20 protein-coding genes are annotated in these 22,790 nt (G+C 72.7%); 12 read left to right on the forward strand and 8 right to left on the reverse strand.

Annotation, left to right across the window (positions count from 1 at the left end):
• Positions 1–69: 69 nt before the first annotated feature.
• The 3 genes from ACFT32_RS22110 (at position 70) to ACFT32_RS22120 (ending at position 2,403) form a co-directional block, all read left to right on the forward strand.
• On the forward strand, positions 70–603 hold the full coding sequence (locus ACFT32_RS22110; RefSeq protein WP_382491770.1) for a DUF6879 family protein: 534 nt from the start codon (positions 70–72) through the stop codon (positions 601–603).
• 38 nt (positions 604–641) lie between these two features.
• Positions 642–1,856 carry a helix-turn-helix domain-containing protein gene (locus ACFT32_RS22115; RefSeq protein WP_382491772.1) on the forward strand — a complete coding sequence of 405 codons (1,215 nt, stop codon included), beginning with the start codon at positions 642–644 and terminating at the stop codon, positions 1,854–1,856.
• A gap of 202 nt (positions 1,857–2,058) precedes the next feature.
• Positions 2,059–2,403 (forward strand): ATP-binding protein, encoded by a 345-nt coding sequence (locus ACFT32_RS22120; protein ID WP_382491775.1) that lies wholly within the window; start codon positions 2,059–2,061, stop codon positions 2,401–2,403.
• Positions 2,404–2,672: 269 nt separating this feature from the next.
• Here ACFT32_RS22120 and ACFT32_RS22125 read toward each other — a convergent pair whose 3' ends face one another.
• Positions 2,673–2,993, reverse strand: a complete 321-nt coding sequence (locus tag ACFT32_RS22125) for a hypothetical protein (RefSeq protein WP_382491778.1) — start codon at positions 2,991–2,993, stop codon at positions 2,673–2,675.
• A 180-nt stretch (positions 2,994–3,173) separates the two neighbouring features.
• Positions 3,174–3,914, reverse strand: coding sequence for a class I SAM-dependent methyltransferase (locus ACFT32_RS22130; protein WP_382491780.1), 741 nt, complete (start codon positions 3,912–3,914; stop codon positions 3,174–3,176).
• A 162-nt stretch (positions 3,915–4,076) separates the two neighbouring features.
• Between ACFT32_RS22130 and ACFT32_RS22135 the strand changes: the two genes are divergently transcribed.
• The 5 genes from ACFT32_RS22135 (at position 4,077) to ACFT32_RS22155 (ending at position 11,176) form a co-directional block, all read left to right on the forward strand.
• Positions 4,077–4,973 (forward strand): amidohydrolase family protein, encoded by an 897-nt coding sequence (locus ACFT32_RS22135; protein ID WP_382491782.1) that lies wholly within the window; start codon positions 4,077–4,079, stop codon positions 4,971–4,973.
• A 213-nt stretch (positions 4,974–5,186) separates the two neighbouring features.
• Positions 5,187–6,857 (forward strand): alpha/beta hydrolase, encoded by a 1,671-nt coding sequence (locus ACFT32_RS22140; protein WP_382491784.1) that lies wholly within the window; start codon positions 5,187–5,189, stop codon positions 6,855–6,857.
• A 250-nt stretch (positions 6,858–7,107) separates the two neighbouring features.
• A complete protein-coding gene (locus ACFT32_RS22145; protein WP_382491785.1) occupies positions 7,108–9,312 on the forward strand; it encodes an MMPL family transporter in 2,205 nt (734 codons plus the stop codon).
• Positions 9,313–9,317: 5 nt separating this feature from the next.
• The gene (locus tag ACFT32_RS22150) at positions 9,318–10,523 is read left to right on the forward strand and encodes a histidine kinase (protein WP_382491787.1); all 1,206 of its coding nucleotides are present in this window, start codon (positions 9,318–9,320) and stop codon (positions 10,521–10,523) included.
• Positions 10,520–11,176, forward strand: a complete 657-nt coding sequence (locus ACFT32_RS22155; protein WP_382491788.1) for a response regulator — start codon at positions 10,520–10,522, stop codon at positions 11,174–11,176. Before ACFT32_RS22150 ends, ACFT32_RS22155 begins: the two co-directional genes overlap by 4 nt.
• Positions 11,177–11,202: 26 nt before the next feature.
• Here ACFT32_RS22155 and ACFT32_RS22160 read toward each other — a convergent pair whose 3' ends face one another.
• The 6 genes from ACFT32_RS22160 to ACFT32_RS22185 form a co-directional block, all read right to left on the reverse strand.
• On the reverse strand, positions 11,203–13,290 hold the full coding sequence (locus ACFT32_RS22160) for an NACHT domain-containing protein (RefSeq protein WP_382491791.1): 2,088 nt from the start codon (positions 13,288–13,290) through the stop codon (positions 11,203–11,205).
• Positions 13,291–13,370: 80 nt separating this feature from the next.
• The gene (locus tag ACFT32_RS22165; protein WP_382491794.1) at positions 13,371–14,612 is read right to left on the reverse strand and encodes a VWA-like domain-containing protein; all 1,242 of its coding nucleotides are present in this window, start codon (positions 14,610–14,612) and stop codon (positions 13,371–13,373) included.
• Complete coding sequence (locus tag ACFT32_RS22170; protein ID WP_382491796.1) at positions 14,609–15,844, reverse strand: AAA family ATPase; 1,236 nt, start codon at positions 15,842–15,844, stop codon at positions 14,609–14,611. The genes ACFT32_RS22165 and ACFT32_RS22170 overlap by 4 nt, the downstream gene beginning before the upstream one ends.
• A gap of 55 nt (positions 15,845–15,899) precedes the next feature.
• Complete coding sequence (locus ACFT32_RS22175; protein WP_382491798.1) at positions 15,900–17,246, reverse strand: hypothetical protein; 1,347 nt, start codon at positions 17,244–17,246, stop codon at positions 15,900–15,902.
• A 108-nt stretch (positions 17,247–17,354) separates the two neighbouring features.
• Entirely contained in the window at positions 17,355–18,530 is a 1,176-nt protein-coding gene (locus ACFT32_RS22180) for an NAD(P)/FAD-dependent oxidoreductase (RefSeq protein ID WP_382491801.1), read from the reverse strand.
• 22 nt (positions 18,531–18,552) lie between these two features.
• Positions 18,553–20,565: a hypothetical protein gene (locus ACFT32_RS22185; protein ID WP_382491803.1), complete on the reverse strand. Its 2,013-nt coding sequence runs from the start codon at positions 20,563–20,565 to the stop codon at positions 18,553–18,555.
• Between the two features lie 224 nt (positions 20,566–20,789).
• Here ACFT32_RS22185 and ACFT32_RS22190 point away from each other — a divergent pair, with 224 nt between their 5' ends.
• The 4 genes from ACFT32_RS22190 to ACFT32_RS22205 are packed head-to-tail and all read left to right on the forward strand — an operon-like array spanning position 20,790 to position 22,786.
• Positions 20,790–21,173 carry a sortase-dependent protein gene (locus ACFT32_RS22190; protein ID WP_382491806.1) on the forward strand — a complete coding sequence of 128 codons (384 nt, stop codon included), beginning with the start codon at positions 20,790–20,792 and terminating at the stop codon, positions 21,171–21,173.
• On the forward strand, positions 21,170–21,796 hold the full coding sequence (locus ACFT32_RS22195) for a class F sortase (RefSeq protein WP_382491808.1): 627 nt from the start codon (positions 21,170–21,172) through the stop codon (positions 21,794–21,796). The genes ACFT32_RS22190 and ACFT32_RS22195 overlap by 4 nt, the downstream gene beginning before the upstream one ends.
• Complete coding sequence (locus tag ACFT32_RS22200; RefSeq protein WP_031113208.1) at positions 21,793–22,284, forward strand: RNA polymerase sigma factor; 492 nt, start codon at positions 21,793–21,795, stop codon at positions 22,282–22,284. Before ACFT32_RS22195 ends, ACFT32_RS22200 begins: the two co-directional genes overlap by 4 nt.
• Positions 22,268–22,786 (forward strand): hypothetical protein, encoded by a 519-nt coding sequence (locus ACFT32_RS22205; protein WP_382491812.1) that lies wholly within the window; start codon positions 22,268–22,270, stop codon positions 22,784–22,786. Before ACFT32_RS22200 ends, ACFT32_RS22205 begins: the two co-directional genes overlap by 17 nt.
• The last annotated feature ends 4 nt before the right edge of the window (positions 22,787–22,790 follow it).

Here is a 22,790-nt window from a genome sequence, read left to right on the forward strand (position 1 = left end):
TCGTAATCCCCGAGACTGGTTCAGTGGCGCCTGTTCCCGCCAGGGTTCCGACGATCAGGAGGGCATGCGATGCCGCCGAACGTGCCACCGCCCGCGTTCACTGACCTGCTCGCCGGCGCCACCCGGTCCGCCGTCCACCTCGAGATGCGGGACGCGTACGCCGTCGACTACGAGTCCGGACCGTTCGCCGAGTGGCGCCGCGGACACCGGCACGATCCCGCCGACCGGGCTTCCTGGTGGCGGCCCTGGCTGAGCCTGGTCGAGGAGACGGTCGCGCGTGGCATCGTGATCCGCCGGGCCAGGATCGTGTCGGAACCGGTCAGCGAGTACACCTGGTTCCTGCACAGCTTCACGTTCACCAACATCGCCGCCGGCGAGCTGGTGCGCTGGCTGCCTCGGCGCCGGGCCTCCGATCTCGCGCTGCCCGGCAACGACTTCTGGCTCTTCGACGACGACACGGTCTACTGGAACCACTTCACCGGCGAGGGTGTATCCGCCGGTGGTGAGGTCTCCGGAGACCCTGCGGCAGTGAAGCTGTGCGCCGAGGCCTTCGAGGCGGTGTGGTCACGCGCGGTCCCGCACGACCAGTACGAGATCCACTGACCCGCCCGGAGGGCAGGGGCGCGGCGTACGGTGGCTGCGTGGCAAACGAAGACCTGGGACGGACCCTGCGCCGCTTGCGCCGTCTGGCCTCTTTGACGCAAGAAGAGCTGGCCGAACGCTCCGGCGTGTCCGTCGACGTGATCCGTCAGCTCGAACAGGGACGAAAGCACTCGGCACGCCTGCCCACGCTGCACGCCTTGGCCAACGGCCTCGGTGTGGAGCTGACCACGCTGCTGGGAGATCCGCCTGCGGTCTCCTCCACGGGTGAGAACGACGGACCGCGCTTCGTCGCCGTGCGCCGCGCCATCATGCCTGTGCTCTGGGGACCGGAGCCGGAGCCACCAGGTCCCGGATTCTCGCTGGAGCGGCTGCGCGAGCAGATCGCGGACGGTTGGACGCAGTACCACGCAGCCGAGTTCGACACGGTGATGAAGGCCTTGCCGGACCTGATCTCGGACGCGCGTACCGTCACTGCCTCGGACGGCGACGACGATCGCAAGGCCGGATTCGCGGTCCTGGGCAAGGCACTTCAGCTCGCCGGACACGTCGCCGTGCGGATGGGCAAGACGGACCTCGCCCTGACGAGCCTGGAGCGGGCCATAGAGGCCGCGGGGCAGTCCTCCGATCCACTGCTCGTGCCGATGATCGTCAACTCAACGGCGTGGACCTACCAACGGCAAGGGCGCCTTGAAGACGCGTTGAGCATCGCGCTCCGTGCCGCCGATGATGTGGCGGATGCCGGGCTGGCCGAGACGACCGACGGGCTGAAGGTGTGGGGCGCGCTGACCATGAGCGCCGCCACGTCCGCCGCGCGCAGCGGCGACTACGAGCGCGCGGCGGCAATGATGGAGACGGCGGAGAAGGAAGCCGGACGGGTCTCGAAGCTGCCCGACGGCGGTGACAACCGCATGGTCAGTGTCTTCAGCCCGTCTTCGGTCCGTATCGAGCGTGTGCGTCTGGCCGTTCAGTACGGACACCCGCACGACGCCCTGGCGCTGGCCAAGGGGATGCGGCTGAGCAAGGACACCCCACCTTCCTGGCGGACGTGGCTGTTGCTGGACGTGGCCCGCGCCCACACGGACATCGGGGACGCGGCCGGAGCGGTGAAGACCCTGGAGTCCCTGCGCCGGGTGGCACCAACGTGGATGCAGCATCACACGCTGGCCGTGGCCATCGTGCGTGACCTCTGGGCGCTTCCCAACCACCCTGCGGGACTGCGTCCGTTGGCGGAGTTTCTGGGGGTCGCCGCCTAACGTGGTGAAAGTGGGACGTTACGCCCCTGTCAGCGTCCCCGGCATGTCGCTTACATGAGCGGACAGCGCCCCGCCGACCGCGCGAACGGTCCCGGGGCTCGGCCGATCTGAGAGAGCAGACCGACATGCCGCAACCCACAACGCGAGCGCGTCCTACCGGCTGCCCGGGTACTGCGAGACGCTGCCGCGCAGGCCCGAGAGCGTGGGCACGGCCCGGCGCCTGGTACGCGTCGCACTGGCCGCCTGGAGTCTGGACGACCTTGCCGACGACGGCGTACTGATCGTTTCCGAGTTGGTGTCCAACGCGGTCCAGCACGCCCGAAGCCGTTCCATCCGTGTCACCGTCACCCGGCCCGAGACCGTGCGGGTGCGCATCGGCGTCGTGGACAAGTCCAAGCAGTTACCGGAAGTCAGGGAGCTACGCGAAGGAGACGAGAGCGGGCGCGGCCTCACGCTCGTGGGAGCGCTGGCGAAGGACTGGGGCACCGATCGACTGCCGTGGGGCAAGCGGGTGTGGGCAGAGCTGCACGGGGAGGAACACGCATGACCCACGAGCGAAAGCCCTGGGTGGGCGACCTGATCCATGACGAGGTCACCGATCGGCGGGGCGTCGTCACGGATGTGCGCGGCGGCATGGTCTGGGTACTGCGGCCGGAATGCGGACCGGGGCAGTGGACTTCCCGGCGGCCGGAGCGCCTGGTCGTAGTGACACCCCGCGAAGAGAGAGGGCCGCAGCCCCGTGCTCGTGGAGGAGCGGGCCGTCCTCGGAAGGGCCCGGCCGCCCCTGGCCGAAGCGGATGAGCCACTCGGAGACCGTCACTCGCCCCGGGGCTCCACGCGCATGTCGAGATGCTTGTCCATGAAGCCGTTGATGAACTCCACCCCGAAGGCATGGGTCTCCGGAGAGACATCCGAGGGCGGCTCGCCGAACCACAGGACGGTCTCCGGCCTGCGCTCGGCCTCAGCGAGCCACGAACGCAGCCTGTCGACCCGGCCTCCGCTCAGCCGGACCAGGGCCTGGTGCACCCGTTCACGGTCCACGCCCGCATACAGGTCAAGAAGTGCCAGCGCACTCGCGATCTCGTCGCGCGAGAACGTGGCGTCGCAGAGCTGTCGTGTTGCCGGGGACACCGCCATGCCCGCCATCCTGCTCATCACGGTTATCGGTGACAACGGCCGGGATCGGCCGGAAACAGCCAGGGACGCTCAGTGAGTGAACGGTCGGCTCTCGCCGCCTGCGGATGCTCCGGGGCGGGCCGTATCCCATGAGCGCTTGGGTGATGGCCGGCGCCGCGGTGTCCGCCAGCGCGGCGGAACCTACGGCTTGTGGGTCACCCAGAGCAGTTCCGCCGGCCAGCGGTGTGCCCAGTCGGGCGGGTCGGTTTCGTTGTAGCCGTTGGGTGTTCCGAGTTCGGGCCGCGGCTCGATGAGGTCGTCGATGACGAGACCCGCGCCGCGCAGGACCCTGACCCAGTCGCCGTAGGTGAGCTGATAGCTGGTCGCGCCCTGGCCTTCGGCGATGGTGTCCAGCCCGAAGTAGTCCTGCCGCAGCGTCGTGGTCACGCGGCCGGCGGCTTCGTCGTAGCAGGCTTCGAACCAGGGGCTGGCGACGTTGAACACCAATCGCCCACCGCGGCGCAGGATGCGTGCGGCCTGCGGGACGGCCAGGTGCGGGGGCGCCCAGCTGAGCCCACCGAAGTCGCAGAACACCAGGTCGAAGCTGTCGGCGGCGAACGGGAGTTGTTCGGCGGCGCCTTGCACCAGCGGGTAACGGGCCGCTCCCATCGCACGAGCCGCCGCGGCGAGCTGGGCTTCGGACAGGTCGAGCCCGACCACGCTGGCGCCCTCGGCGGCGAGCGCCCTGGACCACTGGCCGGCGCCGCAGCCGAGTTCGAGGACGCGCTTGCCGGTGACGTCGCCCAAGGCCTGCAGGTGCGCGTCGGGGATGGAGTACATGCCCCACAGCCGGGGTGTGGCGCCGATCTGCGGGTCGTGCTCGTGCTGGTAGGCGCTGCTGATCCGGTTCCAGAACCGCCGGTTGGCAGGGATGCTGTCCACGCGCCGACTCCAGCACTGCCTGCCGGGGGCGGTCAACACGATTAGGGCACCGGCCGGTACCACCGGGCAGGGGCCGACACGAGCCCCGGGTGACGGATCCCTCACGGCCCCTTCGCGCACGGCACTGGCCCCGCCACCCCACCCGCCCCGATCGTGGGCAGCATGAACGATCACGGTGACGAGCCCCTCGAGCCCGACGAGATCCGCAGTTTCTGGGGCCGGCTCGGGCTCCCCGGCCTCGTCGATGTGCATACGCACTTCATGCCCGAGCGGGTCCTGCGCAAGGTCTGGGAGTACTTCGACGGGCTGGGGCCGCTCACCGGTGGGCTGGAGTGGCCGATCACCTATCGGGAGGAGGAGGCCGAACGGGCGCGGATACTGAGGGAGTTCGGCGTACGGGCCTTCACCGCGATGCTCTATCCGCACAAGCCCGGCATGGCCCCCTGGCTGAACGGCTGGGCGGTGGACTTCGCGCGTCGTACGCCCGGCTGCCTGCACACCGCGACCCTCTTCCCGGAGCCGGGGGTCGAGGCGTATGTCCAGGAGGCCGTGGAGGCGGGCGCGCGGGTGTTCAAGGCGCATGTGCAGGTCGGGGCGTACGACCCGGCCGACGAACTGCTGCAACCGGCGTGGGGAGTGCTGGCCGAGGCCGGGATCCCCGTGGTGATCCACTGCGGCTCCGGGCCCGCGCCCGGCAAGCACACCGGGCCCGAGCCGATCGCCCGGGTGCTGGCGAACCACCCCCGGCTGCGGCTCATCGTCGCGCACATGGGGATGCCCGAGTACGAGGAGTTCCTCGACCTCGCCGAGCGGTACGGGGAGGTGCGGCTGGACACCACGATGGCGTTCACCGACTTCAGCGAGCGGCTCGCGCCGTTCCCCGGCCGGGCCCTGCCCCGGCTGGCCGGGCTCGGCGACCGAATCCTGCTCGGCTCCGACTTTCCCAACATCCCCTACCCGTACGTGCACCAACTCCAGGCTCTGGAGCGGCTGGGCCTCGGGGAGGACTGGCTGCGGGCCGTGTGCCACGACAACGGGGCGAAGCTCTTCGGCCTGTGAGGCCCGAGCCCCTGGCCCCCGTCCTGGGTGAACAACGCCGCAACTACCGCCGGGTATTGGAGAGATCGCGTAAGAAGACACCCACAAGGGGGCCCGCGAGGTCACTCCCGCCCCCTTTCCCCTCCGGAGTGAGCTAGAAACTTCAACGAACCGGGCCGCACCACACCACACCAAGGGGTGCGCCGCGGCACTCGCGCACTAGGGGAACACACAGTGACCACACCAGCTCACGGATCCGGCCGGTCCGGCACCGGCTCCGGCACCCGCGCGCGCAGACGCCTCCCGCGTCTGAAGATCGCCATCGCCGCCGCCGTCTCCTTCGCCGTAGCCGGGACCGCCGCCCAGGTCATGGCGGCGCAGCCGGACGAGACCGGCAAGCAGCCGGCCGTACCGGCCCTCGCCTGGTCCGACTGCCAGGACGGCTTCGAGTGCGCGAACGCCGACGTGCCGCTGGACTACCGCGATCCGCAGGGCAAGACCATCACCCTGGCCGTCATCCGCAAGAAGGCCCCGGACCAGGCCAAGAAGAAGGGCACCCTCTTCCTCCAGCCCGGCGGGCCCGGCAACTCCGGCGTGGACTTCGTACGCGGGAACTACGCCGAGCTGCCGGCCTCCCTGCGCGACTCCTTCGACGTCTTCGGATACGACGTACGCGGCGTCGGGCGCAGTTCACAGGTCCAGTGCTGGGACGACCCGACGTACACCCGGGCCATCACCGCGGCCAAGGGCGTCCCCGGCCCGGACGCCTACGAGCCCGCCGTGCGCCAGGCCGCCGAGTTCGACCAGGCCTGCCAGGACAACGCCGGCGACCTGCTGCCGTACGTCGGCACCGAGTACGTCGCCCGGGACATCGACCTGCTGCGCCAGGCCCTCGGTGAAAACCAACTGTCTTACTACGGGCGGTCGTTCGGCTCCTACATCGGCACCGTCTACGCCGCGATGTTCCCCGACCGGGTGCGCGCCCTCGCGCTCGACGGCGCCTACGACCCCGAGCACTACGCGAACCAGCCGTACGCCTACGACCGGCCCCAGTACCTGGCCCTGGACGGCGCGATGGGCCGCTTCCTCGACTGGTGCAAGGCGGACCAGGCCACGTGCGGGTTCGGCGACGGCGACCCCCGGGCCGCGTTCGAGAAGCTCAAGGCCGACCTGGACGCCAACCCCGTGCCGACCGCGGGCGGGGGGCAGGCCAACGGCTACACCCTCGTCTACCGCATCCTGTTCAACATCAACGAGGGCAAGGTCATCTGGCCCTCGCTCGGCGAGGCGCTGCGCAAGGCCCAGCAGCGCGACAACACCTCGTTCCTGCTCCGGCCGCCGTCCGCGGCCAGCTACGACTTCCTCAACCCGAACGTCGTCGTCGAGTGCACCGACAAGGCCTACCCGCGTGACCCGGCCCTGCTGAAGCGGAAGGTGACCTCCTTCGCCAAGGCCGCGCCGCTGCTCGGCCCGGCCCTCGCCTACGGCCCGCCGCTCTACGACCACCAGCACGCCACCGCCTGCGTCCAGTGGAAGGGCGAGCAGGTCAGCCGCTACGACGGTTCCTTCCGCGCGAAGGGCTCCGCGCCGATCCTGGTCGTCGGCAACACCGGCGACCCGGACACCCCGTACCAGGACGCGGTGGCCCTGTCCCGGGAGCTGGACAACGGCCGGCTGCTCACCTTCAAGGCCGAGGGGCACACCGCGTTCGGGCGCAGCGCCTGCGCGACGGACGCCGTCACGAGCTACCTGGTGGACCTGAAGGTCCCGGCGCGCGGCACGACCTGCGCGGACGAGACCCAGCCGCCGTCCTCCACACCGAAGGTGGCCCCGCCCGGCACGACCCTCGGCGAACTCCGCAACGGCGTCAACGACCGGCTCGACCGGCTCGGCGTCCTGCGCTGACCCGACCACACACGACCACGCACGACCACGCACGACGGCACCCCGGGTGCCCGGGCCGCACCAGGCCCGGCACCCGGGGTGTTCGCGTATCCCGGTGGCGCCGGCGGGCGGACAGGCCGTCGTGCTGAAGCCCGTCTGAGGTCGAGGGGTGTGGGGTTTTCCCCAGGGGGCGGGTCCACCGACCGGTGGACGGCAGGTTCAACCGAGTGCCTCTGTCCGGCAACCGCCCTGCTCAGCAACCCTTTTGGGCATGAACTCATTCTCTGTGCGCGTGGCGCGCTGGAGCGCGCGGCACCCCTGGCGGGCGATCGCCGGCTGGCTGGTGTTCGTGGCGCTGTGTCTGGGCGTCGGCAGTGCCGTCGGCACGAACAGTGCGAAGACGGCGGACTACCGGGTCGGTGAGGCCGGGCGGGCCGAGGCCCTCGCCGCCGAGGCCCGGCTGGAGCGCAGGGCCGCCGAGCAGGTGCTGATCTCCTCCCGTTCGGGCGGTGCTCTCGATCAGGGCGCTGCCCGGGCCGCCGCGAAGGATCTCTCCGAGCGGATGCGGCGGCTGCCCGAAGTGGCGGGCGTGGCCGATCCGTTGTTGTCCGAGGACCGCCGGATTCTGATGGTCGAGGTGGCGCTGAAGGGCGAGGAGCGGGACGCCAAGGACAAGGTCGACGCGCTCGTGGCGCAGACCTCGGCGGTGCGGAAGGGGCACCCGGGGCTGCTGCTGGAGGAGACGGGAAGTCCTTCCGTCAGCAAGGGGGTCGACCGGCAGCGCAGTGACGATCTGGCGCTGTCCGAGGCGATCACCCTGCCCGTCACCCTGCTCACGCTGCTGGTCGTGTTCGGGTCGGTGACCATGGCCGGGGTGCCGTTGCTGCTGGCACTGTCGTCGATCGCGGCGGCGGTCGGCCTCTCGATGGTCGTCTCACATGTGTCGCCCGACGCCGGGATCGGAACGAACGTCATCCTGATGATCGGCCTCGCGGTCGGCGTCGACTACACGCTCTTCTATCTCAAGCGCGAGCGGGAGGAACGGGCCCGCTCCGGTGGACGGCTCTCCTCCGAGGCGCTGGTGGAGCTGGCCGCCGCGACCTCGGGCCGGGCGGTGGTGGTCTCCGGGATGGCGGTGGTCGCCTCCACGGCGACGCTGTATCTCGCCTCCGACGTGATCTTCTCGTCCCTCGCGACCGGCACGATCGTGGTCGTCCTGGTGGCGGTGGCGAGTTCGCTGACGGCCCTGCCCGCGCTGCTCGTCAAGCTCGGGCGGCGGGCGGAGCGCCGGGCACGGCGGCGGGCCGAGCGCGGCAAGCCGGTACGCCGGGTGCGGGGTGAGCGGGGCGGCGGCCGGGTGTGGAGTGCCCTGCTGCGGCCCGCCGCCCGGCATCCCCTGGCCACCCTGTGCGTCTCGGTCCTCGCCCTGCTCGCGCTCGTCGTCCCGCTGGCCGGGCTGAAGATCACCGAGATGAGCCGGGACACGCACTCCCGTGACATCCCGGCGATGCGGGTGTACGACCGGCTCAACGAGGCGTTCCCGGAGCAGCGGGTGACCCATCAGGTCGTCGTGCGGGCCGATGCCGCGCGGTCGGCGGAGGTCGTCGCCGCCCTGCGGGAGGTGGCCGGGCGGGCGGAGGACGACCGGCTGTTCACCGGGGCGTCGCGGATCCGGACCTCGGCCGACGACCGCACCAGCACCCTCGAACTGAAGGTGCCGTACCTCGGCAACTCCGAGGAGGCCTACGACTCCCTCGACCGGCTCCGGGACGACTTCCTGCCCGCGACCGTGGGGCGGATCGGCGGCGCCGAGTACGGCGTGAGCGGCGACGTCGCCCGCTACGCCGACTATCCCGCCCACCAGAACGGCAAACTGCCCCTGGTCCTCGGCGCGTTGCTGCTGGTGACGTTCGCGATGACCGTGTACGCCTTCCGCTCGGTCGTGCTCGGGCTGCTCGGCGTCGTACTGAACCTGCTGTCCGCGGCTGCGGCGCTCGGGCTGCTGGTGCTGGTCTTCCAGGGGACGTGGGCCGAGGGCCTGCTGGACTTCGACTCCACCGGGTCGGTCGGGTCGCGGGTGCCGCTGTTCCTCTTCGTGATCCTCTTCGGACTGTCGATGGACTACCAGGTGTTCGTGGTCAGCCGGATCAGGGAGGCGGCGCTCGCGGGCGTGCCCACGCGGCAGGCGGTGCTGGACGGGATCCGCTCCTCGGCGAGCGTGGTGACCAGTGCCGCGGTCGTGATGACGACGGTGTTCGCCAGTTTCGTCTTCCTGCACATCATCGAGATGAAGCAGATCGGCTTCGTGCTCGCGGCGGCCGTGCTGATCGACGCGTTCGTGGTCCGGGTGATGATCCTGCCGGCGGCCATGCTGCTGCTGGGCGAGTCGAGCTGGTGGCCCTCGCGTGCGGTGCGGCGGGCGCTCGCCGTCCCGGAGAAAAGGTCCTCCTCCCGTCCGGCGGTCGACGTACGTTGATCGGCATGACCGCATCCGCCGGTTCCACCGCCGACGCCTTCTGGACCACGACGCTGCGCCGCTGGAACGCGGTGTGCTGGCTGCTGTTCGCCGTCATCGCCGTCGGGTCGACCGCCAGCGACCGGCCCGGCGGGAGCAAGTACGCGGCGCTGGTCCTGCTGGGCGCGGTGATGGTGTCCTACGCGGTCCTGTACCGCTTCCCGGCCAACCCCGTCGTACGGCCGCACGTGTATCTGTCGGTGCTGGTGGTCGCGCTGGGTGGGCTGGCCTATCTGCGGGACAACTACGGGGCGCTGTTCATGGTGACGCTGCCGCACTACTGGCTGTTCGGGCGGACGCCGAAGGCCTCGGTGGTGTTCCTGGGGCTCGCCACGGCCGCGACCCTGGCCGCGAGCGTGCTGCGGCAGGACGGCTGGACGGTGGAGTTCTTCACCGAGACGCTCGTCTCCACGGTGCTCGTCGTCGGGGTGGGGGTGCTGATCGGGCTGTGGGCGCACTCGGTGGTCGGACAGAGCGCAGAGCGGGCCCGGCTGATCACCGAACTGGAGGAGACCCAGGCCCGGTTGGCCGAGGCGCATCAGCGGCAGGGCGCGGCGGACGAGCGGGAACGGCTGGCGCGGGACATCCACGACACCCTCGCCCAGGGCTTCGCCTCGATCATCGTGCTCGCCGAGGCGGCCCGGGCGGGGCTCGGCCCCGAACCGGCTCGCAGCGCCCAGCAGTTGCGGTCGATCGAGTCCACGGCCCGGGAGAACCTCGCCGAGGCGCGGGAGCTGGTCGGCTCGCCCCGGCGCCCCGGCCAGGTGGCGGCGGGGTCGGTGGCCCAGACCCTGCGCCGCACCCTGGACCGTTTCGCCGAGGACACCGGCCTCACCGTCGACGCCGAGCTGGCGGACCTGGAGTGCGACCAGCAGACCCGGATCGCGCTGCTGCGCTGCACCCAGGAGTCACTGGCCAACGTACGCAAGCACGCCCGCGCCTCCACGGTCGGCGTGGTGCTGGCCCGGCAGCCGGACGGCGTGGAGCTGGAGATCACCGACGACGGGACCGGTTTCGTGGTGGCGGAGTCGTCGGGCTTCGGCCTGGACGGCATGCGCAAACGGCTGGCGGAGCTGGGCGGGAGGCTGACGGTGACGAGTTCGGTGGGGGACGGGACGCGGGTGCTGGCACTGATACCCCTGACGGCCGACGCCGGAGAGGCCTCCGCATGACCGACGGACCGCTGCGCATCGTCGTGGTCGACGACCACACCGTCATGCGGGCCGGAGTGGTGGCCCTGCTCGCCTCCGAGTCCGGCATCGAGATCGTCGGCGAGGCGGGCGACGGCCGCGCGGCCCTCGGCCTCGTCGAGCGCCACGCGCCCGATGTCGCCCTGGTCGACCTGCGGATGCCCGTGCTGGACGGGGTGGCGACCACGACCGAGATCGTCGCGCGCTTCCCCCGCACCCGGGTGCTGATCCTGACGACGTACGACACGGACGCGGAGATCGAGCGCGCGGTGGAGGCCGGCGCCATCGGCTACCTCCTGAAGGACACCACGCGTGAGCAGCTGGCCGACGCGATCCACGCGGCGGCGCGCGGCGAGACCGTGCTGGCGCCCCGGGTCGCCGAACGCCTGGTCGCCCGTATGCGCCAGCCCGCGCAGATCCCGCTGACGGCCCGCGAGGCGGACGTCCTGAACGCGGTCGCGGACGGGCTGACCAATGCCGAGATCGGCCGCCGCCTCGTCATCGCCGAGGCCACGGTGAAGACCCATCTGCTGCGGCTGTTCGCCAAGCTCGACGTCAACGACCGCACGAGGGCGGTGGTGGTGGCGATGGAACGGGGGCTGCTGGACCGGCCGACCGGCACGGAAAGCACCTGACAGGGAGGGGATTCTCTCCGGGAGAGTCAGCGTCGTCGGGCCGTCTCGTAGCGGTGGGCGAGATGGCGCTGGAGTCCCAGATGGCGGAACTGGTAGACGGTGCCCACCCGGCGCAGCACGCCCCGGCTCGCATGGGCGTCCGCCAGGAAGGCCATCAGGCGCCACGGTATGCGTCCCTGTCCGGCCAGCAAGAACCGCGCGGTGGCGAAGCGCCACCAGAGTGATCCGCCGCTGCCCACGAAGGTGCCGAACGCCAGTCCCGCCAGCAGGCCCAGGTCCGGACGGGTCCCCGGCCCGATCGCGACAGCGGCCAGGGAGCCGCTCACGCACCACAGGCCCAGGAATGTACGGCGGTCCTTGACCAGAAGGTCACCGGGGCTGACCGCGGCCGACGTCGTGGGGATGTGGGCGCCCAGTCCGCCCGCCACCGCTCCCACCAGTCCGGCGGCGAGCGCGGTCGCCACGCCGTTCCGGGCCCCGAATGGCAGCCCGATCGCGAGCCCCGCCACGGCTCCGCCCACCGCTCCGACGCCGACGAAGACGTTGGGATACCAGCCGACGCCCATGCTCGGCCCCGACTGCTCGTGCACAGGCGAGAAGACGGCTCCCGCTCCGGTCGCCAGGCAGACGAGGCCTCCCGACAGCAGTGCGGCCCGACCTCCCAGAATCGGCCATCCGGCAAGTGCGCCCCAGAGCCCGAAGACGAGGATCAGACGGAAGCCGGGGAAGCGGGCCGACAGTTGCCACCAGGCGAGGTTGGGGGTGCCGCCGAGGGCGGTGTCGAGGTGATGGGCGAGGAAAACCAGGTACTTCTCGGCCTGTTGTGGGCTCCAGCGGCACGGACGGGAGGGATGCGGCCGGTAGGCGGCCAGCACGAAGGCACCGAACAGATGGCTCTCCACTGCGGCGCGCGAGGGAAAGCCGGCATCGACGAGTTCATCGGGTTGCGCCCGATCGCCGATCCGCTCTCCCGGGCGCGGGTTGTAGATGGTGCGGGCCATGAAGAGCCCCAGCGGCGTGCTCAACGCCTGCGCGACGGGCGACGTCCGGTCGCCCAGAGCGTCCGCGACCCGTGCCCAGCGTTCCGCGCCCGACGGCCTCCTGCCACCGGCGTCTCGGCTCAGATACGCGATCGCCGTCCCGGCGTCGAGAGCCGCGAGTTCGATCACGGCAGCCGCGTTCAGCGGTACGCCACTCGCGTCGCCGTCCGGGGCGAGCGCCTGCCCGTATTCGGCGGTACGGCAGGACAACACCAGTGCCTGCTTGGGGTCCAGGGCCTGGTTGATCGCGTCCAGGACGAGGGGCCGGAGAGGGCCGGGCAGCTCGTCCAGGCCATCGAACAGCGGCAGGATCAGACGGTTTTCCAGAAGCTCGTGGGCCAGCGTGAGCCGGGGACCGCCGGGCCGCGAGCCGAGGCCCAGGGCGGGGCCGCCGAGCGCGGGATGCCCCCGGGTCAGCTCGTTCACCATCCATGTCCGCAGGTCCTGGCCGGCTGGGTCGAACGAGGCCAGGGCGAACAGGAACGGCACCGGGCCGCCGTCCGCCCGGTGCGTGGGGTCGAGCAGGGCGAGGAGCAGCCGGACCAGCACCATGGTCTTTCCGGCGCCCGGTTCGCCGAGCACGACCAGGCGTCTCGTGGGCACCCGGTCCAGGAAGACCTGCTCGATGTCGTTGCCCGAACCCCTGAGCCCTTCCGGGCCGTCGGCCCACCGGCCGGGGTCGTTCACCGGACCGCCCGGCGCTTCCCGGGCGATCGACCGGATCAGCGACCATTCCTCGGTCAACCCTCGATCGGCGGTCCAAGCGACCGGCAGCGGATAGGGATCGCTCAGTCGCCGCACCTCGGCTTCCGCCTCCCACTGACGGCGTACCGCCACAGCCAGCCGGTCGGCCACCCCACCCGCCCCTCCGTCGGCCGGCTCCGCAGCACCCTGCTGGAGCCGGAAGGCGGCGAGCAGCAACGGCGGCAGCCCGAGCAGCGCGACGACGACGCCGATCACCTTGCCGATGGCGTCCACCCGGTCCACGCCCTGGGCGTAGAGGACACCACCGACCACCAGCAGGGCCACGCACGCGTAGAGCCGCCACCACCACCGCCCCCTCGCACCACCCACTCTTCAGGCCCTCCGCCCCTGCACCACTCGGGATCACCATGATGCTCCTCCGCAGCTGGTCCCTCACTCATAAAGCCGGATCAGCCGATGTCCACCACCCGGGCCCAGGCCGGCGGTGTGTCCGGGACGTACTCGGGATTGGTCTCGTCGTAGGCGTGCCCCCGGTACCCGCGCGGGAACAGGCCGACCACCGTCCGGCACGGAGGCCGGTTGCCCGGCCAGGGCGTCTGGCCGTCGGTGAGGGCCACGATGACGTCCGGGGCCGGGCGGGAGCGCAGGGCGCGGGTGAAGCCGGCGCGCAGGTCCGTGCCGCCGCCGCCCGTCAGGGGGATGCCCTCGGCGCGGCAGAGGCGGCGGGCGATGCCGGCCGAGGCGTCGCAGGGCACCACGGTGACGAGGTCGCGGCGTCCGCCCACGGCCCGGGCGATCGCGGCGACTTCCAGGAGCGCGCTGCCGAGTTCGGCGTCGCTGACCGAGCCGGAGGTGTCGATGATGACCGATACCCGGGGCGGGCGGCGCCTCAGGCTCGGGAGCACGACACCGGGCAGACAGACCGAGCGCCGGGCCGGACGGCCGTAGGTGTAGTCCTCGCCCGCGCCGGGCCCTGACGCGGCCGAGCGGACCGCCGCACCCAGCAACTCCCGCCAGGGCTGGGGTGGGTGAAAGGCCTCCTCCGCCCAGCGCCGCCAGCCCTGCGGGGCGTTGCCGGGGCGGCCGGTGATGCCCTGCGCCACCCGGAAGCGTACGGCGTCTCGTTCCTGCTCGCTCAGGCCGTGCGCGCCGTCCGGGCCGAGTTCCCACTCCCGGCCCAGTCCGTCGGCGCCGCTCCCGCAGTCCAGCCAGGCCAGGTCCTGCATACGCGGGCCGAGGCTGAACTGCCGGAGGTACTCCTCCATCAACTCGCCCTCCGCCAGCCCCAGATCACCCGGCTCGACGACTCCCTCGGGGCGGGCCAGGCCGTCGCCGTAGACGTCGTCGTTGATCTCGAAGTCCGCGGCGATGTTCATCCGCAGCCGCTCCCCCGGTCCGCTCAGGCCCCGTTCCCGAGCGACCCGGTCGCTGCGGCGGTGGTGGTCGCGCAGCAGGTGCGACACCTCGTGCACCCACACACCGGCCAGTTCCTCGACGGGCGTACGGTCCACGAACAGCGGAGAGACGTAGCACCGCCAGTGCCGGTCGACGCCCATCGTCGGCACCCGGCGCGACTCCACGACGTGCAGGGCGAACAGGGCCGTCGCGAGGTAGGGCCGGACGCGGGCGGCGTGCAGGCGGGCGGCGAAGAGCTTGCCCTGGTCGAGGGCTCCCGTCTGCGTGGTCGTCATCGGCCCGCCTTCGCCGTCGTCCGGGCCGCCGCGCGGTCCGCCCGGCCGGACAGGGAGACGACTCCGGCGAGGCGCTCGATCGCCACCGGTACGTCCCAGCCCTCCCGGCGCAGGGCGGCGAGTGTGGTCGCGGGGACGACCACGACGTCCGGGGGTCCGCTCTCCACCGCCTTGACCAGCAGTGCCCACGCCGCTTCCCAGCGGGACCGCTCCGGGCGGCTGCGGACCGCCGCGACGACGGCGTCCAGCGCGGCCTGGCGCAGATCGCCCCGTGCGGGCAGAACCGCCCCGGCCGGGTCGGCCAGCAGGGTCTCGGGGTCCGGAAGGTCCATCCGGTCCAGGCTCGCCAGCAGTTCGAGTCCCGGCCCATCCCCGACGGTGCCCCGGACCAGCAGGGAGAGCACATCGCGGGAGGAGCCGGCCGCGGTGGCGAAGGCGATCAGGTGCAGCGTCATCTCCCAGCTGCGGGGCGACGGCCAGGCCCCGCCCCTGCGGGTCTCTCCGCTGGGCAGCCGGTGCACAAGCCCGGGGCGTGCGGTGAGCAGCTCGCACACGGCACGGCGGGCGAAGGCCACGGCCTCGGGCAGCTTCCCCGGGTCGAGCCGGGGAAGGGTCGCCCGGGGCCAGGTCCCGCCGAGGCCGCGGACGACGACCTCGGTGTCGTGCGTCCACTGGAGGTGGACGAAGCGGTTGGCGAGCGGCGGGCTCAGTTCCCAGCCGTCGGCGGCCGAGGAGCGCGGGTTGGCGGCGGCCACGATCCGCACGCCGGGCGGCAGCCGCAGCGCGCCGATCCGCCGCTCCAGCACGAGCCGGAGCAGGGCGGCCTGGACGGCGGGCGGCGCGGTGGACAGTTCGTCGAGGAAGAGCAGTCCCCGGCCGGCCCGCACCAGGCGCACCGCCCAGTCCGGCGGGGCCATGGGCACACCCTGTTCGGCGGGATCGTCCCCGACGACCGGCAGCCCCGAGAAGTCGGACGGCTCGTGCACGCTCGCGATCACCGTGGTCAGCGGCAGGTCCAGGGCGGCGGCGAGCTGGTTCAGGGCGGCCGTCTTGCCGATGCCCGGCTCTCCCCACAGCAGTACGGGCAGGTCGGCGGCCACGGCCAGGGTGAGGGCCTCCAGTTGGGTGTCGGGGCGGGGTTCGGTGGTGGTGTCGCGCAGGAGGGTCAGCAGGTCGGCGGCGACGTCGAGGCGGGCGGTGGTGTCGGCCAGGGGCGAGTTGCGTGTGAGCATGTGTGATCACCTTTGGGTCTGGTGGGCTGAAAGGTCCGGGGCGGAAAGGCCCTGGTCACATGTGGCGGGGGTGCGGGCCGTGGCCGCGGGAGCGGCGGCGGTCCCAGGGGCGCAGGCTGCCGGGCGAGGGCCCGTCCAGGCCCGCCCGGAAGAGCCCGTAGGCGATCCGCCGCCGCGCGGCCGTCTCCAGCGCGTCCCGCAACGGGCCGTCGCGCAGCACCGCTTCGGGGCCCAGCAGGCTCTCCACGGCGGCCAGCGCCCCGGTGACGTCGCCGTGCCGGAGGCGTTCACTCACGCCGACGAGGCAGTCCGGGCGGCGGTGTGCGCGGTCGATGGCCTGGAGACAGGGCAGAGGTGGGCCGCCCAGGGCGGCCAGCAGTTCCTCTCGCCGGATCTCGTCCGGGTCGTGGTCCAGCGCGGCCAGGGCGCCGTCGACCAGGCCGATGGTGTGCCGGGCTCCCCGGCACTCCACCTGCCGTGGATCACCCGCCTCGTCCCGCACCCCGGAGGTGCCGGTCCGCTCCACCTCCAGCGCGGAGGCGACCAGCGGATGCAGCCGCCCGGGGTCGATCGCCCCGGCCCGGAGCAGCTCCAGGTCGGGCAGCACCCAGGTCGCCGCGTCGGGCAGGACGGGCAGTGCGGGATCGGGGGCGTGCGACGTCACCACGGCGGTGCCGTCGGACACGTCCAGAACCAGCCGGTCGCGCGCCCCGAGGCGGACACCGACCCGGCCGGCCGGCCGCCCCTCGGCACGCAGCAGGATCTCTGCCTCGGCCGCCCACCGGTCGACGGCGCAGCGATAGCCCTGCGGCAGCGGCCCGGGCGCCGAACGACCGTCCGCGGCAGGAAGATCCGCCCCCGCCCGCACCCGCAGCTCTCCCGCCCGGCGCGCATCCCACAGATGCCGGTGCAGGTCGAGACGGAACCGTCTGCTGGGGCGGGGATGCGGATGACGCCGGTCGGTGGTGTCCGAGGCGTCCCACAGCGCGAGGCCGATCCGCTGACCGGCGTCGGCCCAGGCCGGTGGTGTCCGCACCACGAGGTGCAGCGGTCTCGTGCCCGTGGTGTCGTACCGGGCCAGGCCGATCGTCAGCCCCGGCCGCAGCAGCCCGTCGGGGGCGATCCTCGGCAGGTGCCAGCGCAGCAGGTCGGGAGCCAGGTGCCGCAGGTCGGCCCGGAGCCGGGCGGCGAGTTCCCGGCCGTGGGCCCGGGCCACGGCACGCGGCTGGAGGTCGACGTCGATACCGGCGGCTGCGCACGCGCCCGCCCAGTCACCGGCATGCCGCCGGGCCGTCGCGGTCTCGATCATGGAGGGCGGCACGGCGAACTCGCGCACGCGCGGCCAGAAGGAAGCCGGCCTTGGGGAAGGCGGGGTGTTCCCGTTCGCGGTGTGGGTGAGCATCAGCACTCACCTGGCGCGGACGGGACCCCCAATCTGTCAACGGAGGAGGTCGTCATCGCGGCGATGCTAGCGGCCCCCGCACCCTCGTGCAGCCGAATATCCGGAGCCTCAGACGACATGCGACTCGGGCCGGATCGCCGCCCCCTCCCGGAAGCGGTCGGCACTGAGCGGGCCGACGTCGACGCAGGGCGTCCGGTCCAGGTACAGGTCGCGGACGATCTCCCCGACCGCCGGGGCCTGGAGGAAGCCGTGGCCGGAGAATCCGGTGGCGTAGAGGAAGTTGACGACCTCGCCGGAGCGGCCGATGAGCGCGTTGTGATCGGGGGTGACCTCGTAGAGCCCGGCCCAGCCGCCCGCCGTCTCCATGCCGGCGAGGCCGGGGGCGCGGTGGCGTACGACGTCGCGGAAGAGCTCCAGCCACCCGGGGGTCCAGGTGGTGTCGAAGCCGTCCGGCTCGGCGGGGTCGGCCAGGCCGAAGAGGAGCCCGTCGTCGCTGTTGTGGAAGTACGCCGAGGACGCGAAGTCGATGGTGAAGGGGATGCGCGGGGCGGGGGGCGTGAGCGGCACGGTGAAGGCCAGTTGGCGGCGGACCGGCCTGACGGGGAGGGGGACGCCGGCCAGGTCGCCGATCCGTGCCGACCAGGCTCCGGCGGCGCAGACGACCGTGGCGCAGTCGATCCGCCCGCGGTCGGTGTGGACGGCCGTGACCCGGTCGCCGGCGGTGTCGAGTCCGGTGACAGCGGTGTGGGTCGCGAGGACGACCCCTGCGCGGGCCGCCGCACGCGCGTAGCCCTGGACGACCAGGGCGGGCCGGGCGTGGCCGTCGGCCGGCGAGTGGGCGGCGGCCACCAGTCCGTCGGTGCTGACGTAGGGACACAGGCGGCGGGCCTCTTCGGGGCCGGTCATCCGGCTGGGGACGCCGAGGAAGTTCTGCAGCCGGACGGCGGCCTCGAAGTCGGCGGCCTGCCGCTCGGTGGTGAGCAGGAAGAGGTAGCCGACGGTGTCGAGACGGATGTCGGCGCCGGGGCGGTCCGGGAAGTCCCGGAAGGCGCGCAGACTCCGGTCGCCCAGTTCGATGTTGAGCGGGTCGGAGAAGTGCGCCCGTACACCGCCGATCGGCTTGCCCGAGCTGCCGCGGCCCAGCTCGCCGCGCTCCACGACGACGATGTCCCGCACCCCGGCCTCGGCCAGGTGGAAGGCGATGCTCGTGCCCATCACACCACCGCCGATGATCACGACATCGGCGGTGCGGGGGACGGTGGGGTGGACGGGTGAAGTGGTCAACGGGCCATCCCTTCACGGTGCTCTACATGGCTGTCTGCATCCACAGCACGAGGTGCCAGTCCTGGTCGTTGGCGAGGGGGTCGGCGGTGTGGGCGGCCCTGCCGTCGACGGTCGAGGGCAGGACGAAGGCGCAGGTGGCGGAGCCGTCCTCGCGGTAGTTGGCCAGGTTGGCGCGCCATATCGCCTCGGCGAGACGGTCGGTGTCCGCGGTGCGCAAGGGGGCGGGCAGGCGGTGGAGGGTGGCGGCGGTCAGCGCGCTCCAGTAGTGCGGGAAGACGTCGCCCCACAGCCGGTTGGCGCCGAACCAGTAGCCGTCCCAGTGCCGGACGGCCACGCCGTGCAGCCGGGCGTGGGGCTGGGGGCCGCCGAAGGACAGCAGCCAGGGGAGCCGTTCTGCGGCGGCGTCCAGGAAGCCGGGGTCGCCGGTGAGGGTGTGCGCGTCGACGAGCAGGTCCAGCAGGGGAGCCACGATGGACTGCTCGTAGTTGACCTCATGGGCGGGCAGACGCCTGCCCATGCGGACGAACTCCCGCGCGCTGTCGACCAATTGGCCGCGCAGCCGATCCGCTCGGTCCGCTCCGCCCGTGGCGTCGAGGGCGGCGCAGACGGCCAGGGTCGTCGGGGAGAGGCCGATGGACAGGTGCCCGGCACCGCCGAGTTCGAAGCTCCGCTCCAGGATGCGGGCGGCCAGGTCCAGCTCGTCCTCACGGCCGGTGGCGGCATGCCGGTCGTGGAAGAACCGGGCCAGCCACGGGGTGTCGTACAGCCGGGGCCCGGTGTGCCAGTGCTGCGAGCCGCGGCGCGGGGCGGCGCTGTCGTCGAGCAGATACCGGCGGGCGAAGCGGGACCAGCCGTCCAGCAGCGGCCCGGTCTCCTCCGGGTCCGCCCAGCCGCGTGCCGTGGCGGTCTGGAGCAGCAGCGGCATGGCGATCCGCTCGGAGCCGTCCGTCCAGTCCGCCCAGCCGTTGGCCGCCTGCGTCAGGCCGGTCCGGGTGTCCACCGGCACGAAGGCGTGGGCGAGCAGCCCGGGCCGCTCCCGGGCCCGCTGGTTCCGCGTGACGTAGGCGACCCGGCGCCGTACGACCATTTCCAGCGGCAGGTGGAACAGCACCTCGGTGCGGGCCCCGGCGCCGAGGTCCAGCGTGTAGCTGCCGTGCCGGGAGGCCTGGACGCGGTGGCGGCCCGCCGTGTCCTCCTCCACCTTCAGGGCCGGGTCCGGGCTGCTCACGGAGGGTGCCTCGACGACGATCGGCTCGCCGAGCTCGGCGGCGTACGCGGACAGCACCGCCGGTGGCCGGGTCGCCGCGGTGAACTCCGCGACCGACGCGTACCAGCCCAGCTCCCAGACCAGGGTGTACGACTCCCCCGGTCCCAGGCGCAGTTCCGGCTGGCCGCCGAACGCCTCCGGGTTGCGGGCCCGGTCCGTGACCAGCAGGACCAGGTGGCCACGGGCGTTGGAGTGCGAGTTCAGGTTGCGCGACTCGACGGAGTACGCACCCAGGGCCCCCTCCCGCACGATCAGGCCCAGGCACCGCCCCTGCCCGGACATCGGCTGGGCCAGTGCCCACGCCCAGGTCCCGCCGGTGAACAGGTGGGCGTGGACGGCCCGTTCCAGGGAGTGCTCGGCACCCTCGTACAGGTCGGCGAAGGGGGTCTGGATGCCGAGTCCGGTGACGGTGAGCGGGTCCTCGGCGGTGTTCTCGAGGGTGTACGACTCGCGCAGCACGTCCTCGTGCACGGCCCGGCGGACGACCAGGCGGACTCCGGGCAGCGGCGTGTGCAGCGCCTCCGGTCCCGCCTCCGTGAACCGCAGGTCGGCGGGGGTGTGCCAGCGGGCTCCGCCGCGGTCGGTGACGAGGTGTCCGGAGCCCCACTGGTGCTCGACGGAGTGCCAGGGGGTGGCAACGTCGTCCAGGAGGAACCGGCGTACGGGGTCGTCGCCGTCCGCGAACTGTGTGGGTGCGCCGGTGGTCTGGTCGAGGAGGGCGTGCCCCGGGCCGAAGACCAGGGATTCCGGGATGCGGGAGTGCGGCACGGAGGTGACCCTTCCACGGGGCGGTGGTCGAGGCGGGTGCGACCCGATCCCAAACGGCGCCATTGAACCGGGTGGTGGAGGTGTTGCCAAGAGGGCCGGGGCGCACGCCCTCACCGGACTTTGCCATCTCTTTACAACCTGCCTCGCGGCCGCGTCGTCTCTCCGCACGACCCGTCACCCACCCCGCCGACCATCGGGCGGGACCGACGAAGGAGAGCGATTCCATGCGCCGAACCGTCCTGAGCGCCCTGGCCCTCGCGGGCACCGCCGTACTGCTGGGCACCGGGCCCGCGTTCGCCGACGGCGGCAAGACCCCGAGCCCGGTCCCGTCGGCCACCCCGGCCGGCACCCCCCAGCCGGAGGCCAGTGCCGAACCGACCCGCGCGCCGGACGCCACCCCCCCGGCCTCGAAGCCCGAACCGACCCGGGCACCGGCCGAGGACCAGGTCTCCGTCCGGCCGGGCGGTGCGCCCGACACCGGTGTGACCCAGGCGTCCTCGTCCTCCGGGAGCGACGGCACGGCGATCGGCGCGGGCGCCGCCGCGGCGTTCGCGCTGGGCGGCGGAGCGGTCCTCGTCGTACGCCGCCGCCGGGCGACCGGGGCATGACCGCGTTCTCCAGGCGCGCGTTCACGACCGCGGCACTGGCGTCGCTGCTGACGGCGTGCGGGGGTCACGGGACCACCGAGCGGCAGCCGAAGCCCCGGGCGGTTCCGGCCGAGCGGGCGGTTCCGGCCGAGGGGGCGCGTCCCCTGGCCCGTTCCGCTCCGGTCCGGTTGCTCGTCCCGGCCGTCGGCGTCGACACACCGGTCATCCGGCTGGGCCTGGCACCGGACGGCACGGTCGAGGTGCCGCCCCTCACGGCGGACGACCGGGCGGGCTGGTACCGGCACTCGCCGACCCCGGGGCAGACCGGGCCGTCGGTGATCCTCGGTCATGTCACGGTCGGGAAGTACGGCGACGGCGTCTTCCGTCGTCTCGACCGGCTGCGCCGGGGCGACCGGATCGTGGCGCGCCTGGAGAACGGCACGGCGGCGGAGTTCGCCGTCACGGACGTACGGACCACCCCGAAAACCGACTTCCCGGCGGACGACGTCTACGGGAACGTGGACCGCCCGGAGCTGCGGCTGATCACGTGCGGCGGAGCGCGCACCGGCGACGGATACGCGGACAACGTGATCGTCTTCGCAGCGCTGAGCGGCACCGAGTCCCCGACCTCTGGAGAGCGTTGAAACGGTCCCGCGAGAAGGCCGCGTCCGAACTGTTCGCCGCCCTCTATCCGCGCCTCGCCGGCTGGTGCCGCCGGCTCGTCGACGACGACGGGACGGCCCACGAGATCGCCTCGGAGGCGTTCACCCGGCTCTGGGCCCGCTGGACGTCCGTGGAGGAGCCCCGCGGCTTCCTCTACGTCACCGCGGCCAACCTCGTCCGGGACCACTGGCGCAAACTGGAGCGCGAGCGCCGGGCCATGCACCGCGTCACCTCGGAGGCCGCCGTACGGCCCCACCCCGAGCAGGCCGACCCGTCGGTGCGGCTGCTCGTCCAGTCGCTCCCGGAACGACTCCGTGTGCCGATCCTCCTCCACTACTACGCTGACATGCCGATCCGGGAGGTGTCCGCACTGACCGGGCGCAAGGAAGGAACCGTCAAGGCCGACCTGCACGCGGCCCGGGAACTGCTCCGCGTCCATCTGAGGAGAAGCCTTGACCACACGCCTTGACGACGTCCCGGGCGACCCGGACTCCGGCCCCGACGACCCCCTCGCCGTGATCCTGCGTCCCTCCTCCCCCGACTACCTGGGCGCACCGCCCGGCCAGTACGAGGCGATCCGCCGCAGGGCGACCCGCCGACGCCTCCTGCGCACCGCGGCCGGTGCCGGCGTGTGCTGTGCCGTGGCCGCCCTCGTCGCACTCCCCCTGCGCCTCGCGGCCCCGGACCGCCCCGCCTCCCCGACGATCCCGATGGCCCCGCCGCCCGCGACGACGCCCCTTCCCACCCCGCCCTCTTCTCCCTCCCCTTCCCCGTCCGCGTCGTCCTCCGCGCCGGACTCGGCGCCGTCCTCCGCACCGTCCTCCGTTTCCGAGGCCCCGGTCCCCGACACGGCCGGCCCGCGCACGGACAACTCCCGCGCCACCCCGCGCCCGACGGCCGTGGACCGCACCCCGTCGGCCACACCGACCCCGGCGCGGGACGTCCCGTCGACCCGGCCGAGGGGTCAGTAGGGGG

Origin of the sequence: Streptomyces sp. NPDC057002, from assembly GCF_042673825.1 — a bacterium.
Classification (GTDB): domain Bacteria; phylum Actinomycetota; class Actinomycetes; order Streptomycetales; family Streptomycetaceae; genus Streptomyces.